The sequence below is a fragment of the Gordonia sihwensis NBRC 108236 genome, assembly GCF_000333035.1.
GTDB classification, from domain to species: domain Bacteria; phylum Actinomycetota; class Actinomycetes; order Mycobacteriales; family Mycobacteriaceae; genus Gordonia; species Gordonia sihwensis.
In genome coordinates, this window is record NZ_BANU01000001.1 from 267,743 (window position 1) to 282,975 (window position 15,233).

Annotated in this window: 26 protein-coding genes; all 26 read left to right on the forward strand. The window is 68.2% G+C overall.

From position 1 onward, the window contains the following. The first annotated feature begins 113 nt into the window (after positions 1-113). The 26 genes from GSI01S_RS01360 to GSI01S_RS01475 all read left to right on the forward strand — a co-directional run bounded on the left by GSI01S_RS01360 (position 114) and on the right by GSI01S_RS01475 (position 15,228). On the forward strand, positions 114-497 hold the full coding sequence (locus tag GSI01S_RS01360; RefSeq protein ID WP_006894494.1) for a hypothetical protein: 384 nt from the start codon (positions 114-116) through the stop codon (positions 495-497). Then, positions 494-775, forward strand: coding sequence for a hypothetical protein (locus tag GSI01S_RS01365; RefSeq protein WP_006894495.1), 282 nt, complete (start codon positions 494-496; stop codon positions 773-775). Before GSI01S_RS01360 ends, GSI01S_RS01365 begins: the two co-directional genes overlap by 4 nt. Next, a complete protein-coding gene (locus GSI01S_RS01370; protein ID WP_006894496.1) occupies positions 762-2,186 on the forward strand; it encodes a ParB/RepB/Spo0J family partition protein in 1,425 nt (474 codons plus the stop codon). Before GSI01S_RS01365 ends, GSI01S_RS01370 begins: the two co-directional genes overlap by 14 nt. Next, the gene (locus tag GSI01S_RS01375; protein WP_006894497.1) at positions 2,183-2,491 is read left to right on the forward strand and encodes a hypothetical protein; all 309 of its coding nucleotides are present in this window, start codon (positions 2,183-2,185) and stop codon (positions 2,489-2,491) included. The genes GSI01S_RS01370 and GSI01S_RS01375 overlap by 4 nt, the downstream gene beginning before the upstream one ends. Then, positions 2,488-3,291 carry a hypothetical protein gene (locus GSI01S_RS01380; protein WP_006894498.1) on the forward strand — a complete coding sequence of 268 codons (804 nt, stop codon included), beginning with the start codon at positions 2,488-2,490 and terminating at the stop codon, positions 3,289-3,291. Before GSI01S_RS01375 ends, GSI01S_RS01380 begins: the two co-directional genes overlap by 4 nt. 166 nt (positions 3,292-3,457) lie before the next feature. Next, complete coding sequence (locus tag GSI01S_RS01385) at positions 3,458-3,799, forward strand: hypothetical protein (RefSeq protein WP_006894499.1); 342 nt, start codon at positions 3,458-3,460, stop codon at positions 3,797-3,799. Further along, positions 3,796-4,233, forward strand: a complete 438-nt coding sequence (locus GSI01S_RS01390) for a hypothetical protein (protein ID WP_006894500.1) — start codon at positions 3,796-3,798, stop codon at positions 4,231-4,233. The genes GSI01S_RS01385 and GSI01S_RS01390 overlap by 4 nt, the downstream gene beginning before the upstream one ends. Beyond that, the gene (locus tag GSI01S_RS01395; protein WP_006894501.1) at positions 4,230-4,583 is read left to right on the forward strand and encodes a hypothetical protein; all 354 of its coding nucleotides are present in this window, start codon (positions 4,230-4,232) and stop codon (positions 4,581-4,583) included. Before GSI01S_RS01390 ends, GSI01S_RS01395 begins: the two co-directional genes overlap by 4 nt. After that, positions 4,576-4,863: a hypothetical protein gene (locus GSI01S_RS01400; RefSeq protein ID WP_157225292.1), complete on the forward strand. Its 288-nt coding sequence runs from the start codon at positions 4,576-4,578 to the stop codon at positions 4,861-4,863. Before GSI01S_RS01395 ends, GSI01S_RS01400 begins: the two co-directional genes overlap by 8 nt. Before the next feature lie 78 nt (positions 4,864-4,941). Continuing rightward, positions 4,942-5,154 carry a hypothetical protein gene (locus GSI01S_RS01405; RefSeq protein WP_006894503.1) on the forward strand — a complete coding sequence of 71 codons (213 nt, stop codon included), beginning with the start codon at positions 4,942-4,944 and terminating at the stop codon, positions 5,152-5,154. A gap of 2 nt (positions 5,155-5,156) precedes the next feature. Further along, a complete protein-coding gene (locus GSI01S_RS01410; RefSeq protein ID WP_006894504.1) occupies positions 5,157-5,438 on the forward strand; it encodes a hypothetical protein in 282 nt (93 codons plus the stop codon). A gap of 40 nt (positions 5,439-5,478) precedes the next feature. Next, positions 5,479-5,802, forward strand: coding sequence for a hypothetical protein (locus GSI01S_RS01415; RefSeq protein ID WP_039866613.1), 324 nt, complete (start codon positions 5,479-5,481; stop codon positions 5,800-5,802). Positions 5,803-5,808: 6 nt separating this feature from the next. Continuing rightward, the gene (locus GSI01S_RS01420; RefSeq protein WP_006894506.1) at positions 5,809-6,252 is read left to right on the forward strand and encodes a hypothetical protein; all 444 of its coding nucleotides are present in this window, start codon (positions 5,809-5,811) and stop codon (positions 6,250-6,252) included. 227 nt (positions 6,253-6,479) lie between these two features. Then, the gene (locus tag GSI01S_RS01425; RefSeq protein ID WP_039866615.1) at positions 6,480-7,673 is read left to right on the forward strand and encodes an HNH endonuclease; all 1,194 of its coding nucleotides are present in this window, start codon (positions 6,480-6,482) and stop codon (positions 7,671-7,673) included. 8 nt (positions 7,674-7,681) lie between these two features. Next, a complete protein-coding gene (locus GSI01S_RS20000) occupies positions 7,682-7,858 on the forward strand; it encodes a hypothetical protein (protein WP_006894508.1) in 177 nt (58 codons plus the stop codon). Continuing rightward, positions 7,855-8,700, forward strand: coding sequence for a hypothetical protein (locus tag GSI01S_RS01430; protein ID WP_006894509.1), 846 nt, complete (start codon positions 7,855-7,857; stop codon positions 8,698-8,700). Before GSI01S_RS20000 ends, GSI01S_RS01430 begins: the two co-directional genes overlap by 4 nt. 85 nt (positions 8,701-8,785) lie before the next feature. Beyond that, positions 8,786-9,577: a DUF6551 family protein gene (locus GSI01S_RS01435; protein ID WP_006894510.1), complete on the forward strand. Its 792-nt coding sequence runs from the start codon at positions 8,786-8,788 to the stop codon at positions 9,575-9,577. Next, positions 9,574-9,843 (forward strand): hypothetical protein, encoded by a 270-nt coding sequence (locus GSI01S_RS01440; RefSeq protein WP_006894511.1) that lies wholly within the window; start codon positions 9,574-9,576, stop codon positions 9,841-9,843. Before GSI01S_RS01435 ends, GSI01S_RS01440 begins: the two co-directional genes overlap by 4 nt. Before the next feature lie 761 nt (positions 9,844-10,604). Then, positions 10,605-10,952 carry a hypothetical protein gene (locus tag GSI01S_RS01445; protein WP_006894513.1) on the forward strand — a complete coding sequence of 116 codons (348 nt, stop codon included), beginning with the start codon at positions 10,605-10,607 and terminating at the stop codon, positions 10,950-10,952. Continuing rightward, the gene (locus GSI01S_RS01450; RefSeq protein ID WP_006894514.1) at positions 10,952-11,167 is read left to right on the forward strand and encodes a hypothetical protein; all 216 of its coding nucleotides are present in this window, start codon (positions 10,952-10,954) and stop codon (positions 11,165-11,167) included. Before GSI01S_RS01445 ends, GSI01S_RS01450 begins: the two co-directional genes overlap by 1 nt. Then, positions 11,164-11,307 (forward strand): hypothetical protein, encoded by a 144-nt coding sequence (locus tag GSI01S_RS20005; RefSeq protein WP_157225293.1) that lies wholly within the window; start codon positions 11,164-11,166, stop codon positions 11,305-11,307. Before GSI01S_RS01450 ends, GSI01S_RS20005 begins: the two co-directional genes overlap by 4 nt. Next, entirely contained in the window at positions 11,304-11,543 is a 240-nt protein-coding gene (locus tag GSI01S_RS20735) for a DUF7427 family protein (RefSeq protein ID WP_006894515.1), read from the forward strand. Before GSI01S_RS20005 ends, GSI01S_RS20735 begins: the two co-directional genes overlap by 4 nt. 74 nt (positions 11,544-11,617) lie before the next feature. After that, positions 11,618-12,121, forward strand: coding sequence for a hypothetical protein (locus GSI01S_RS01460; protein ID WP_006894516.1), 504 nt, complete (start codon positions 11,618-11,620; stop codon positions 12,119-12,121). Beyond that, positions 12,108-13,154 (forward strand): hypothetical protein, encoded by a 1,047-nt coding sequence (locus tag GSI01S_RS20385; RefSeq protein ID WP_006894517.1) that lies wholly within the window; start codon positions 12,108-12,110, stop codon positions 13,152-13,154. Before GSI01S_RS01460 ends, GSI01S_RS20385 begins: the two co-directional genes overlap by 14 nt. Next, entirely contained in the window at positions 13,138-13,785 is a 648-nt protein-coding gene (locus tag GSI01S_RS20390) for a terminase large subunit domain-containing protein (RefSeq protein ID WP_006894518.1), read from the forward strand. The genes GSI01S_RS20385 and GSI01S_RS20390 overlap by 17 nt, the downstream gene beginning before the upstream one ends. A 15-nt stretch (positions 13,786-13,800) precedes the next feature. Beyond that, the gene (locus tag GSI01S_RS01475; protein WP_006894519.1) at positions 13,801-15,228 is read left to right on the forward strand and encodes a phage portal protein; all 1,428 of its coding nucleotides are present in this window, start codon (positions 13,801-13,803) and stop codon (positions 15,226-15,228) included. Positions 15,229-15,233: the final 5 nt, after the last annotated feature.

The window sequence follows — 15,233 nt, forward strand, 5'->3', positions numbered from 1 at the left end:
TCTCCTTGTTCGGGTTGTGGCGATTCGAGCGTAGGGGAGGCCGATCGTCGGCCGCGCGGGGATGCGCGGCCGACGAAGCCGGCCACCGCTCACGGCACCGAAGGCGGTGCGCGATGACGGCGACGGTGACGGATCTGTCGGCCCGCCGCGCCGCAGCGGAGTCCGCGCAACTCGGTGAGCTTGCGCTCGCAGCACGTCGCGTCGACGCGGCGCACCGGCTGCTGGCGCGTCGCCGCCGCAAGCTCGACGTGAGGTTCTGCAACGGCGAGGGCACCCCGCTCCCGTGCGCGCCGGCCGAGTCCAGTGCCGAGCAGATCATCGTCACTGCGGCGGCATGGCCGGAGAACGGCGGGGACGTGCTGATCGGCACGGCAGGACCGCTGCCGCGAGCCGCGTTCGACTCCCCGGCCGGGACGCTCAACGCGACGTTGGCCGCGATCGGCGACCTCCTGACCCACGTGATCCTGCACCCCGCCGAGACCGGGGCGGTCACGTGAGCGTCAACGCGACCAAGTGCAAGACGTGCGGCCAGCCGATCCGCTGGTGGCGCTCGAGCGTCCGCGAGGGCGGCTGGCTGTGCGTCGACTACTCGCCCGATGACGCGGGGACCGTCAAGCGCGTCCCCACCCTCGACCCGGCGACCCGCAAACGCGTCATGTACGGACGCGCTCTGACGGGCACCGACCTCGCTGCCGCTCTCGCGGACGGCGAGCTCCTGTTCACCCTCCACTCCCGTACCTGCCACGGAAAGAAGGCCCACAGTGCCGAGCAGTAATCAGGTCGCCCTCGACCGCATCCATCCGCACCCCGACAACCCGCGCCGCGACGCCGAGTCCGTCGACACGCTCGCAGCGTCGATCAAGGCGCAGGGCGTCCTGCAGGCCATCACGATCGCGCCGCACCCGTCCGGCGCCGACGACACGTGGATCGTGATCGACGGCCACCGCCGCTGCGCGGCCGCGAAGGCACTCGGCCTCGACACGGTGCCGTGCATCATCGACGAGGGTCTCACCGATCCGGCCGACCAGATCGCCGCCATGCTCGCCACCGCCCGCGAGCGCGAGCCGCTCTCCGCGGCAGAGGAGGCCGCGGGCGTCCAGGCGATGCTCGACCTCGGCGAGTCCGTCGCGACCATCGCAGGCCGCACGGGCATGTCCAAGAGCAAGGTCCGTCAGCGCGCCAAGGTCGGCTCGCTGCCCGCGGAACTGCTCGACAAGATCCACACCCACGCCGTCACCCTCGCCGACGCGGAGTTCATCGCGACTCACAAGGAGTACCGCGACGAGCTCGAGGAGAAGCTCGGCACCGCTGACTGGCCGGCACGTCGGCAGCTGATCGTGAACCGCGTCGAGCGTCTGGAACGAATCAAGGCCCAGATCGCCGCAGCCAAGAAGCTCGGCGCCGAAGCCGCCGACTCGTTCGCCGAGGGAATGGACGCGGCGGCGGAAAGGGCAGGCGTGCCACGTAGCCGCGTGGGAATGGATCGGGCCCTCGCGTGGAGCCAGGCCGCTTTCGAGTCCCTGACCGACGAGGAGCGCGAACTCGCATTCGTCACCGCGGACCAGTACAACCCCAACCTCTCGATCTATGTCTTGAGGCTGCACGCCGACCTCAGCGACGAGCCCTCGACCGACTCGACGCCGCAGGACGAGAGCGACCGGGACGAGGTCGACTCGACACCGGCCGAGCCCGACCCGGAAGAGACCGCACGCTTTGAGGCCGAGCAGCTCGAGCGCGACCAGCTCACCGCCGCGACCGACGTCCGCACCAGTTTCCTCCGCACCGCCCCGGAGTCGACCCGCGCGAAGTTCTTCGGCCGTCTTCTCGCTCTCAACCCACCCACGGACGGATTCTGGATCGACTTCTCCAAGCTGCCCGAGTTCCAGGACGTCGACTACGACGACTTCCTGGAGGCGATCGCACAGTGGTTCACCGAGGTCTCGCCGGTCGACTTCGCGTGGGAGTCCGCGATCAGCTGCGCCCACGACATCGGTGACATGTGGCTCCGGAGTTCCCCGAGGATCGCGGCGGGACGGTCACCTGCCGTGGCACACGAGGCTGTCGCGTACGTGGACGTGCTGCGCGAGATGGGTTACGTCCTCTCCGACATCGAGCAGGCCATCCTCGACGCCTACAACGCAACGATCCTCGCCACCATCGGCAGCGACGACGGAGACGACGAGTGAAGCGCACCAGGTTCCTCAGCGGCAAGCCCCGCCAGAACGGGCCCGACGTCGTGCCGTTCCCGCGGCCGGGCTGCGCCGTCACGATCCCCACACCGGAGCGCAACCGCCGGCGCGTACTCGGCAACGGCATCCGTGCGATCGACTCTCAGCACGTGTGGGACGAGGTGATGCGTAGGTGGGCAGCCGAGTACCACGAGCTCCGCCCATTCGTTCCCGGGTCTGCAGCGCACAGCATCGATCGCGACCGCCCCTACGTCGTCCGCGTTAGCCCAGCAAGCAGCTTCCGGGGGGTGGTGGGAGTATGACCCCGATCATCGGGTCGACGATCCTCGAAGCCACCGTCGACACGGAATCCTTCCTCTGCGCGATCGCCGCAGTCATCCCGCACGCGGGACGCAAGGCGGAGTCCGCGCACCTGTACCGCCTCCGACTGCATCTCGATCACCCGGACTCGATGACGGTCACCGCATCGGACGGGTACTCCGCCGCCGCAGCACGCGTCTCACTCATCGCGCTCCACGGCGACATCGCGGCGAATCCGTGCATCGACATCTCGCCCGCCGACGTCGCGAAGATCCGCGCGGTTTTCCACAAGAAGAAGAAAGCCGACGTCGACGATGAGGGCCTCTTGCAGATCCGCAAGGCCGTCGAGATGCACCCGGAACCTGCGCCCGACGTCGCCGACCGAGAGGAGACAGACACCGCCGAGCCCGAGCTGGTGCCGGTGTACTACGTCCACCTCTCCGACGTGTCCGGGATGATCCCCGGCGAGACGCTAGAGCTCCCGATGCTCCCGCCCCACGAGCACGCCCCGAACGTGCCGCGCATGATCGCCCGCGAACTCGGCACCGCGACTGGGATGGTCGAGTCCTTCGGGATCCTGCCGGACCTGATCACCCGATTCACCGCGGCGGCGAAGGCCTACGACGCGAACCTCATCGCGTCTGTCGCCGATGACGAGTCCGCGATGGTCGTCGTCCGCTGCAGCGAGGACTTCATCGGCGTCGCGCACCCGCAGCGCTACTCGGAACTGTCGCTGGCAGCGCAGCGCGACTGGCTCCTGGCATGGCGTGAGCAGTTCGCGAGCTTGCCTGATCCGGAATGACCGCCCGTGCCCGCAGATCCGGACGCCTGGTGGTTCTCGCTCCCGTACGAGCGGCGAGTGCAGATCTGCCGATGGGTCAACGCCGACAAACACCAGACGCATCCCGAGGTCGAGGGCCAGTCCGAGATCTTCGACCTCCTCGACACCCACACGAAAGGCTCACGAAATGAGCAACCTCATGGTCGCCCGCGACGCAGACCGGCGCCGCCCTGGCCCCGTCCGCAACGACGCTGACCCCAAACCGATGACCGGGCAGCCGACCTGGTGCCGCCGTATCACCGCACCGCACGCGCAGTTGCCCAGCGGCCTCGACCCGGACGGCAACCGCACCATCATCCCGGCCGGCCAGCCGATCCGCCTCGTACACGCGGGGTTCGACTCGCTCGGCCGCGACGTCTGGACGATCCCCGCCGACCAGTGGTGGCCCGGCGACACGGTCATCGTCGGACCGATCCCGAGCGGCGTCGTCATCCGCCACGAGACCCACCGCGAGGAGACAGCAGCATGATCAACCAGACCTTCGACCTCCGCTTCGTCACCCGCCGCAACGGGCAGGAGGAGCTGCTGTGCGAGTTCGACCCGACGACGGTCACCTACCGCGTCCTCGGGCTCCCGAACTCGCGCTTCGGGATCCTCGACGTCGCCGAAGAACGCAAGGCCACCGTCGAGTGCCCGTGCCCCACGTGCGCGCAGCGCCGCTCGGCGGACCTGCGGCTCCACATTGCAGCGCAGGCGGTCATGTCGAACCCGGCCAGCCCGGCAGTCGTCACAGACGGCGTCGAGATCCGCAACGCCGAGCGCGCCAAGTCAGCCGGCGCCGCCGCCGACCACATCCTCACCTCGCTGCTGTCTCGACTCCGACACCTCACCAAGGAGGTCGAGACCCTGATGGCCGCAAACAACATCACGCCCGCACACTCGGAAGGACATCACCCGCAATGAGCACCGATGAGACCCGCCAGAAGCTCTACGACGGCGCCTCCGAGGCGTACACCGCCGCGGTAGTCGCCGCCGGCTGCCCGACCCTCTCGCCCGACTCGACACCGTGGGACGAGGGAATCGCCGCCGCCGTCGACCACGTCCTTACAGAGATTCTGCGGAAGCCCACGGCTACCGGCTTCGTGGCCGTCGAGACGGCCTGGCAGCGGTCCGCGCAGAAGGTCATCGACGCCGCGAACCAGCTGATGCTCGACCTCGTTACCGGGGACGCCGACCCGCGCATCCTCGCGCAGGCACTGATCGACGGCGGCTTCGACAAGACGGCCGCGGGTGCGGGTGGTGGCCGTGGCTGAGCACATCAAACGCGTCTCGAAGTACGAACTGACCCGACTGCGGACTGTCGCCGCAGCGATGCGCGAGGACGGCCGAGATGGGATCGCCGGTGAGTACACCGGCCGCGCCGACGAAATCGAGAAGCACTTAGACCACCTCGCCGGGATCAAGAACGCGACCATCAATGGCTCCGCGCTCGATGACCATGCTGCGCGTATCGCGGACTGGCTGATCGACAACGGCTGGACCCCGCCCGAGGACATCCTGCTCTTCGCCGAGGAGGGTGCGGACCGTGACTGAGGTGATCGAGCTGCACTGCACGACGACTGCCGCTGGAATCCCCATCGGCCTCATGGCTGACCTCGAGCGAGGTGCGCGATGACCGGCACTGACCCCGTCGCTCCGACGTGGCCGCTGGGACACTGCGGCGACCCCGGACCCTCTGACGCGCACTGCACCCTCGACGTCGGGCATCGCTACTCCTGCTACGACGGCTCCGCCGACGTGTCGTTCAACGCCCGGCAGGACTTCCGCCACGACTGCGACGATCCGCGCTGCCGCACACCGCACTTCACGAACGAAGGGGACTGACCATGCCCACTGACGAACCCCGCGACCCCGCGATCGCCGCCGCTGAGCGCTGGTGGGACAAGCAGGGAGCTACCGAGCAGGAGCGGGAGGATTCGGTTGACTGCTGGTCTGACGTGGCTCAGGGGGCCGCCCGCGAGGCCCTCGCGCCGATCCGCGCCTGGTATCTGGCGTTCGATCCAGCCGCGCCACTGAACGAGTCAATGGACGACCTCGTCCGCCTCCTCTGGTCGGACGCCGAACTCACCATGCACGACGACACCAACGAGGAGCTGAACCATGCCTGACTCCCGCTCGCACCGACCCTTCCGCCGCCAGGAGACTCCCATGATCCGCACGACCATCGCCGCACTCGCCGCACTCGCCGCCACCACCTTGGGCGCGGGACTCGCCGCCGCGGACGACCCCGACACGCAGCCGGCCGCAATCGTCACCGTCAACGACGACGGATGGGCGACCCACGCCATCACAGATGACGACGACACCGGCTACACCGCACCCGGCATCGAGCAGTGCCCGACCCCGAACGGTGCGACGGCCGCGTTCACCTCATACACCCCGGTCGACGTCGACGAGAACGGCGCGCCGATCTACGCCACGATCTGCCACTACGAGGACGTCAACATCACGTCCGTGCGACTGGACGGATAGCGCAACGTGAGCGAGACCATCAAGGTCCAGGTCGGCGTGTCCGATGAGGAGCTCCGCAAGTGGGCCGAATGGCACGTCGAGCACAACAATCACGGCGTCGCCGCGATCCTGTACGCCGCGCTCGGCCAGTTCGACTCGATCGGAGACACTCTTCTTCGCACGCAGGCCGAGTTGGAGAAGCTCCGCGAGGGGGACTGGGCGAAGCTGTCCAGGAACCTCCACAACGCCGAGGTCGGGCGTGACAATCTGCGCGCCACTGTCGAGCGGGTGCAGGAAGCGAACGAGCGCGTCCACGCCCACCGCTTCGATCTGGACTCGGCCGATGACGCAGCGCATGACGCATGGCTGGAATCACTCGGGGAGCGCCGCGTCGGCGGCCCGGACGCCTTCTACAACGGCGTCGAGTTCGCGCACCGCCGTATCCGCCGCGCCCTCGACGGGGAGGCGTGATGGGCCGGTTGCCGTTGGTGTGGCGCGGCTGGCTGCGTGACGTGGCGTACGACGTCGCGATCCTGGCGCTCATTTGCACCGTCGTCTGGTTTGTGTCCCGGTGAGCGCCCGCAGCCGCGCGAGAGCGCCCCCCTGCCTGCGAGTGTTCCGGTTTCGTCGTCAAAGAAGAGAGGCATCTGCCTGTGTGGGCACGCTATGGAGACACGTCGGCGTTTCATCCCCTGCCGATGAACGTGCTGGAGCATCCGGAGCTCGACGATCGTCTCCTCAACGAGGTGTTCGGCTTCTTTGCCCGGTGCTCGACCCAGGCTGCGGCGCACCTGACGGACTACGTCATCACTCGAGGAACCGCGGTCATGATCGCAGGACCGACCCGGGCTCAGACGATGATCGACGTCTGCGTGTTCGCCGGGCTGATGACCGAGCGCGAGTATGGCGACGGCGTCAAGGTGTACAAGCTCGTCGACGACGAGCCGGATTTCCTGCACCTGCGGCTGAAGAAGGACATCGACTGGGAGCGTCAGCGCAAGGCGGACGCGAACCGACCCGCCCTCGTCGTACCGGTGCGCCTCCGAGATGGAGACGCCTGCCGGTGGTGCGGGAAGGTCGTCGATTGGCTCGACCGGAAATCCGGTCGGGCTGGCACGTACGACCATCTGGAGCCGGGAGAGCCGGCCACCGTGGACACGTACGTCGTCTGCTGCAAGACGTGCAATTCCTCGCGCCAGGACGGGTCGCTCCCGACCGGTGTCGAGGAGCTGCTCGACGCCCCGACAGAACCGCTCTACTCCACGACCACCGTCGCGTGGCTCGCCGAGAACCGCTGGCGCGCCAAGAACGGTCTACCAGTCCCGACCGCGACCCCACCGGCCGACATGGCCAAGTATCTCGTCCGCGTGCCCGGCAGCCAGCCGGACACCACCCCCGCATCCCAGGACGACCCGCAGCCCGCGGGCGACACGTCAGAGCACGCAGCCGCAGGCGCGATGCCGACGTCGGGCGCAGCAGCCACAGGCGCAGCGCCGGGGATGCCGTCTCAACCCGATCTCCACACCGGAGATCCCCAGTCCCCGGGCAAGGCAGCAGCCGCAGGCGCGCCACCGGGACCGCGAGCAGCAGCCACCGGCGCGCCCACTGAGACACAGAGGCCTGCAGCCGCAGGCGCGGCCTCACCGAGCACGGCTGCCGCAGGCGCCAGCTCCCCGGCCCCGGCCGACACAGACGGACGAGACGCCCCAGGACCAGACAGAAATCAACCTGATCTGACAGATACGAAGGGTCCAGGATCTGTCGTGTCTGGTCGGGACGGGTCGGGTCGGGTCGGGACGGGTAGCGAATCTCTACCACCTCCTCACCGTGACAGTTCCTCACGTAGCCGAGGCCGCCGTGGCGGCCGTCGTGCTCGCCGATCGAAGGGTTAGTACTACCCGTGAAGAAGAAGATCACCATCCGCAAGGACCGCAGCTCAGGTCAGTGGACTGCTCGAGTGTGCCAGGTGAACTCGCTCGGCGAGCAGTACCTGGTCTCGCGAGCAGTGGGCCCGAGCTTCGTGCGGCTCGTCGAGTTCCTCGCCGCTTCGTACGAGTGCGAGGGTGGTGCCGAATGAGCACCGCACCCGCGGTCGTCCGCCGACCTGTCGACGCCTCGATCGACTACCAGCGGCGCCTGGCGGCGAAGGCCCGCGACGCTCGCCGTGACCTCGAGTACCTCGCGGCGGCGTGGCCGTACGTCGGTGCGCTCCGCGAGCGAGGCACCCCGCGCCGGTGGGTCCAGCACGATCAGCGGCGGGCATCGCGGATGCTGCGCGTCCGCGAGATCGAGCGGCGCGGTCTGCGTGGCGTGGCGCGGCCGACGCCGGCCGATGTGTCGGTCCTCGACGTCCTGTCGCAGATCGCATCGGTCGCGGAGTGGATCGTCCGCGAGATGACGCATGTGCTCCCGCAGTACCGCCCCGAGATCTGGCTGCCGGCCAGAGCGGCGTCGGCCGACCCTCGACCGTGGCTGCGTCTGGCGACTCGACTCCTCCCGCAGGCTGACGCGGCGACCCGCTCCGACGACGAGCCGATCGTCATGTGGATCGAGGCGCGACTGCATCCGGTGATCACGACGGCCGCACGGCTGCTGGGCGATGCTCGCGACGGGCAGGAGCTGGCCGGACTGTGCCCGTGGTGCGGTGGCCGCACCAGCAAGGGCGTCGGGTACCCGACGATGCGGATCCACTACCCGGCCGAGCTCGACCTGACGCAGCCGCTCGACCCCGACGTCTCGCCCATCGAGCGCCTCGCCGCAGGGCAGGCCGAGCCGCTCATCGTCTGCCACGGCCTGCTCTGCGACCCGCCCCGGGACGCGTGCGGCCTGGACTGGCACGGACAGCCGGCGTGGGCGATGCGTGAGTGGGACTGGCTCGCGAAGCGCCTGCACCCCGTCGCGGGCAGGGCCGACCGATGACCGCCGCCTTCTTCGCCTGGTTCTCCTGCACCTCCGCGGCCTGGTCGGCCGTGACCACCCTCATCGTCTGGAAAGGACGGAACCGATGACCACCACACCCTCCGCCACTTACGTCACCGCGATCTCAGTCGACGAGCTGTTCGCCGACCCCGAGTACCAGCGCGACCTCGACCCGAACCGCGCCAAGGCGATGTCGGTCAAGTGGGAACCGCGGCTGGTCGGCACGCTGGAGGTCTCCGACCGTGGAGAGACCAGCGAGCCGCGATACGCGGTCATCAACGGTCAGCACCGCATGGCCGCTGCACGCCTTCTCGATCCCACGATGGCGCTGCCGTGCACGGTCCACAGCGGGCTGACTGTCCAGCAGGAGGCGGCGCTGTTCTGGGACATCGACCGCACCACCAAGAAGCTGTCGAACTGGGATCGCTGGTACGCGCGGCGCGCTGCCGGAGACAAGGACGTCGCGTCGATCGAGGCAGTGTGCACCGAGTTCGGGTACCGAGTGAGCCACAGTCCAGTCGAGAACGCGCTGCAGTGCTGCAGCGCTCTCGAGTTCGTGTACCGGCGCTGCGATCTGCAGACGCTGCGCGATGTTCTGGAGTTCGTCGGCGACGTCTGGCCGGCCGATCCGGAAGCACGCAAGGCGAACATCATCAAGGGCCTCGCGTTGGTGCTGTTCGATTACCGGGGCCAGGTGCACACCGGACGGTTGGCCGATGTGCTGTCGAGCGTGACGCCGTCGCAGCTGGTCGCGCGGGCGCACGAACTCAAGGCGCGGGGATGGGACGGAAGCATACCGAAGCTAACGCAGACGGCAGCGCTGATCGCCTACAACGGCACGTGCCGCCGCGAGCAGAAGGTGGAGCTGCCGGCATGAGCACGATCGTGGAGTTCATCGAGGCACGACTGAAGGATGAAGCCGCGGCGGCTGAGTCGATGCCGGACCCGGCCAAGCATCGGCGGATCGTGGACGCGCTGGCCATGATGAGCGTGCCCATCGTCGAGCATCTCGAGGCGCGCAATCTCCCGCCGACCGACAACCCGCTCGCGGCCGGGCTGCTTGTGATCGCGCAGGTCTGGACCGAGCACCCCGACTTCGATGCGCAGCGCTGGTTCCCACGCATGACTGGGCAGGTGAAGTGATGGACCCGATACGCCATCTGCTGACGCCGCAGGAGAGACGCGAGCACGGCCGGTGCATGGACTGCGAGTGGCATCCGCCGACGCAGGGCCACCACGATCTGTGCCCGGCACGACCGGGAGCGAAGCCGACGCGTCGAGGTCGAAGGACGGTTGCACGGTGAGTTATCCACAGGGCATACTGAGGGCGCTGGTTCCCGCGTGCCCGCAGCAGGGCGCGCGGGATCTGTTGTCTCAGGGGTCAGCATGAGCCGCGCCCGGTTGCGGGTCTGCTCGGAGCCCGGCTGCCCGACCCTCAGTGACCGCCCCCGCTGCCCCAAGCACCAGGCACAGGTCGACAGGCATCAACGCCGCACTACCCCCACCAAGGTCAACCGCGGCCCCGACATTCAACGCCGCGCCGCCGCCGTCGCCGCCCACCGCGCCACCCGTGGCGATTGGTGCCCCGGCTTCGAACGCGCACCCCATGCCTCGGCGGACCTCACCGCCGACCACGTCCACGACCAGCAGGCAGGAGGAGCGTGGGACGGCGAGCTCGAGGTGATGTGCCGCTCCTGCAACAGCCGCAAAGGCAGGCGCGTCCAGCTCGCGCTCGCGGCTTACACCACCACCCCCGACTCGGTCAAATCGGACACTCGAACCGTTCGAACATCGTTCGAACAGGGGACACCTGGGGGCCACCCCCTGGCGAGGCCGAAGCACCGACGCCGCCGGGGAGGGCTGAAAAAGGTGCGGAGGGTTCAAGACGATCCGGGAGGCACTCAGTGCTGATGCGGCTCACCCCGACGCACGTCGAACGGCTGCGCGCCGCACAGCGCGGCGCCGGCGTTCAGAAGTACCTGATCATCCCGGACAAAGAAGGGTGCCCCACCATGTCGAGTAATCCCAGTACCGTGCACCTGCTGTCGCTGTTCAGCTACATGCACCTGCCGCCTTCGCTGCAGATCGTCTCACGCAAGTTTCACGACCTCGCACATGATCTCGTATCGACCTACGGTGAGGGTCCCGAGACCTCAGCGATGCTGCGAAAGCTCGTCGAGGCGAAGGACTGCGCGGTGCGCCAGGCAGTGATCACCGATCCCGGTCTCACCGCCGACCGGAACGTCGACTGATGTCCGACGATCCGCTGATGGTCGGCGACTGCGGCGACGTCGTCGCGGCGGACCCGTACGCCGACATCTGCGACAGGGTGACTGCGTACGTCGAGGAGATGCTGGACGCGTACTTCGTCGCGGTACTGGGGCACTCTCCGACTGCGATTCGTGGCGACGGCTGGCTGCGCCCGCTACTCGGCTCGTACGAGCTGGCAGACAGGCAGGGCCCGTGAGGCTCTCGCTGTGTCTGTTCGGGCACGAGCTCGTCGCGCTCGAGCTCTGCTGGGATGACGGCGACTCGGACGGCGTCGATGCGGCGCTGTCGAGTGATACCACGCCGGTCGGCTTCGCGCTGATGGGCGACGACGGATGACGGCGGGCCGTGCGTGGGCGCTCCTTGTCGCGGCCGTCTTGTGGTGGGAGCGGCAGTGCTACCGGTCGGGTCGGCCGGAGCATCTGCTGTCGAGGGGGATGGACAGGGCTCGGAACCGCAACCGCGTGATGCGGTGTGTGCTCGACGGCGCGGTGATCGCGACGGCGTTGCACCTCCTGCGGTGGATCCCTGACCGTCTCGATGTCTATCAAGCGGTGCGCTGGACGCGCCGCTGATTCACGCTGGCTCGGCGAGATGCCGGGCCGCTCAATTGATGTCGGCGAGATGCCGGCGGATAGGTGGTTTCGTCATGGCTGGACACGGAGGTGCCCGTAATCGCTCTGGACCGACGCCGTCGCCGACGTCGGCGCGGTCGGACGCCCGCGATGTGCGCGCGAAGAAGCTCACGGTGGGCGGCTACGCCGGTGACTTCCCTCCGCTGTCGAACTTTCTGCCGGACGGTACCGAGCGCGAGGGCGTGGTGTGGGCGTCGCTCTGGCGGACGCCGCAGGCGGGGCAGTGGATCAAGGAGGCGTGGCGTCACCGAGCTGTCGCGATGTACGTGCGGTGGCTGGTGCGCGCCGAGGACCCGGAGGCGACGGCCGCGACGATCACCGCGGCGCAGCGACTCGCCGATCAGATCGGCATGACACCGGCAGGGCTCCGCGAGAACGGTTGGCTGATCGTCGATGACGACGCGACGACCAACCCGGAGCAGCAGCAGAAGCAGGAGGCGGTGAGGCAGAGCCACGGCGCCGCCCGGACAAACGGTGGTGGCCGGCGGATGCGAGCGGTGCCCGATGGCGAAGGCTGAGGGCTTCATCGTCGATTTCCCGACTCTCGCCGACGTTCAGGATCCGTGGGTGCAGGCGCACTGCTCGGTCCCGGACGGGTTCGACAAGGGGCGCCCGTTCGTGATGAGTGACGACCAGTTCTACTGCACAGCGCAGCACTACCGTGTCCGCTCGTCGGCGAAGTGGCAGCCGCGTCGGCCGATGAAGGCGCAGGCCTTCATGCACCGGCGGTCGCTCATCGTCGGCCCTCAGAAGTCGGGCAAGGGGCCGTGGTCGGCGACGATCGCGGCGCTCGAGGCGGTCGGGCCGTCACTGTTCGCCGGGTGGGCCGGGGCCGGTGACGGTTACGCGTGCGCTGACTGGGGCTGCAACTGCGGATTCGAGCACGAGTATCAGCCGGGTGAGCCGATGGGGATGCCTCAACCGACGCCGCTCATCCAGCTCACCGCGCCGTCTGCTGACGCGGTCGACAATGTGTATCGCCCGCTCACGTCGATGATCAAGATGGGCCCGCTCGCCGACATCATGCTGGTGCGCGAGGGCTTCATCCGACTGCCGGGCGAGGACAACCGCATCGACATCGTCACCGCGGCCGCGAACTCTCGTCTCGGTAACCCGATCTCATTCGCACTCCACGACGAGGCAGGCCTGTACACGAAGGCGAACAAGCTGCTGAAGGTCGCTGAGACGCAGCGGCGCGGCGCGGCCGGTATGGACGGCCGCACGATGGCGACGACGAATGCGTGGGACGCGTCGGAGAACTCGTACGCGCAGCAGACGTGGGAGAGCACGGCGAAGGACGTGTTCAAGTTTTGGCGGCGCCCGTCGAAGTCGCTGAGCTGGGGCAACCGTCGTGACCGCCGGAAGATCCTCGAGGAGGTCTACAGCTCGTCGCCGTGGGTGACGCTCGCGTCGATCGAGGCAGAGATCGATGACCTGATGGAGACCGACCCGGCACAGGCCGAACGATTCTTCGGCAACCGCGAGACCACGGGCATGGGCGCGTGGCTCGAGGCCGGACTGTGGGAGCGCGCGTATGCCAACGCGTCGTGAGAAGCCGATGGTGTGGCTGCCGAATCCGCCGAAGGGCACGCAGATCACGGTGGGGTTCGACGGCTCTGATTCCGATGACTGGACCGCGATCCGCTGCCAGACCCGCAGCGGCAGGAGCTTCACGCCGCGCTTCGGCCCGGACCGCCGGCCGACGATCTGGAATCCCGCGGAGTTCGGCGGCGAGATCCCCCGCGATCAGGTGAATGTTGCGGTCGACGAGATCTTCCAGCGGTGGCGCGTGGCGCGCATGTACGCCGACCCGTTCGGCTACTACTCCGAGATCGGGGCGTGGTCGCAGAAGCACGGCGAGAAGCGGGTCATGGAGTGGGCGACCAACCGCGATAAGGCGATGTACGAGGCGATCAAGCGGTTCGAGACCGATCTGCGGACTGGGACCGTGACGCACGACGGCTGCCCGATCACTACGCAGCACGTCGGCAATGCCCGCAAGGTGCCGCGCCCGGCGCAGCGCTACGGGCTCGGGAAGCCGCACGGCGAGTACCACCGCAAGATCGACGCCTCGATCGCGTCGATCCTCGCGTGCGAGGCAGCAGGAGACGTCACCGCGGCGGACGCGTGGGACGAGGTCGAGCGCGCCGAAATCAGCACCGTCATGTACGGCTACAGCTAGAAGGGACCACCCCATATGCAGGACGAACTGGAGCGGCTCCACGTCGGCACCGCGGCGATCGCGGCGGCCGAGAAGGAGTGGAAGCGCCGGGAGGACAACTACCGCGGTAACCAAGCTCTGCCGTACGCGCCGGAGGGTGTGAGCGTCGAGTACCTCGAGCTCCGCAAGCAGGCGATCGCAAACTGGCTTGCGCCTGCGATGGACGTGCCGGTGCAGCGCATGGAGATGGAGTCGGTCACCGACGAGCAGGGAAAGGTCGACACCGACGCCTGGCAGTACATGACTGCGGCCAAGATGCATACCCGTCAGCGGATCCTCTACTCATCGATGATGGTGCACGGTCGCGCCGCGCTGTCGGTGTCGAAGGTTCCGGGCGGTGGCCGCATGTTCGTGGAGAACGTGCGGCGCTTGCACTTCGAGCCCTCGCCCGAGGATCCGTTCTCGACGCAGTACGTCGTGAAGCGGTGGACGGAGAAGAAGCGGGCGGCGACGGGGCTGTGGACGCCGCCGGGTGCTGACGTCGGGGTCCGGGAGTACGCCGTGGTGTACGACGATGTCTCCGCTGTGCGGTGGATGAAGAAGTCCGCAGGCACGCTCGGCGAGTGGACGAAGGTCAGCGAGACTATGCACGGGCTCGGCGCACTCCCGTTCGTGCAGATCGGGTCGCGCGTCGACGCCGATAACGTCCCTCACGCCGCGATCGACGGACTGATCGACATGCAGGATGCCATCAACACGATCCGGTTCAACACGCTGCTTGCGATGCAGTTCTCGGCGTTCCGTCAGCGGGTCGCGACCGGATACGACCCGCTGCTGCGTGATGCCTCCGGCGACGTCATCTACCTCAAGGGACCGGACGGGCAGCCGATCATCGGCCCCAACGGGGAGCCGGTGCCGGCGCTGCGCAAGGGTGGCCGCGTCGGCGTCGACCGGATGCTGATCTTCCCCGGCAAGGACACCAAGGTGTTCGACCTGGACGAGTCGAACCTGGACCGCTACGTCAACGTCTACGTCCGATTCCTCACGGACCTGTTCACCAAGGGGCAGGTGCCCCCGCAGTACGCACTCGACAAGATGGCGAACCTGTCCGGCGATGCGATGGCCGGAGCGGACGCCACGCTGCAGGCCCTCGTCGGCGATCTGCAGGGCGAAGCCGCGGGCGGACTGTCCGAGGCGATGCAGCTGATGGACCGCGCGCACGGCCGTACACCGGTCCACCGTGAGATCTCGTGGGCAGACAAGGCCCCAAAGAGCTTCGGCCAGATCGTCGACGGCATCGTCAAGCTCGTCCAGGGCGCGGAATTCCCGAAGCGCGACGCCTGGGACATCCTCCCCGGCGCGACGCCGACCAAGGTCGATGCGTGGATCGAGCACGCGAAGGAGGAGGCGCGCGAGGCGATGGAGCTGGATCTGGCGGCTGCTGGCCTCGGATCGGGAGAGTAGCGCGA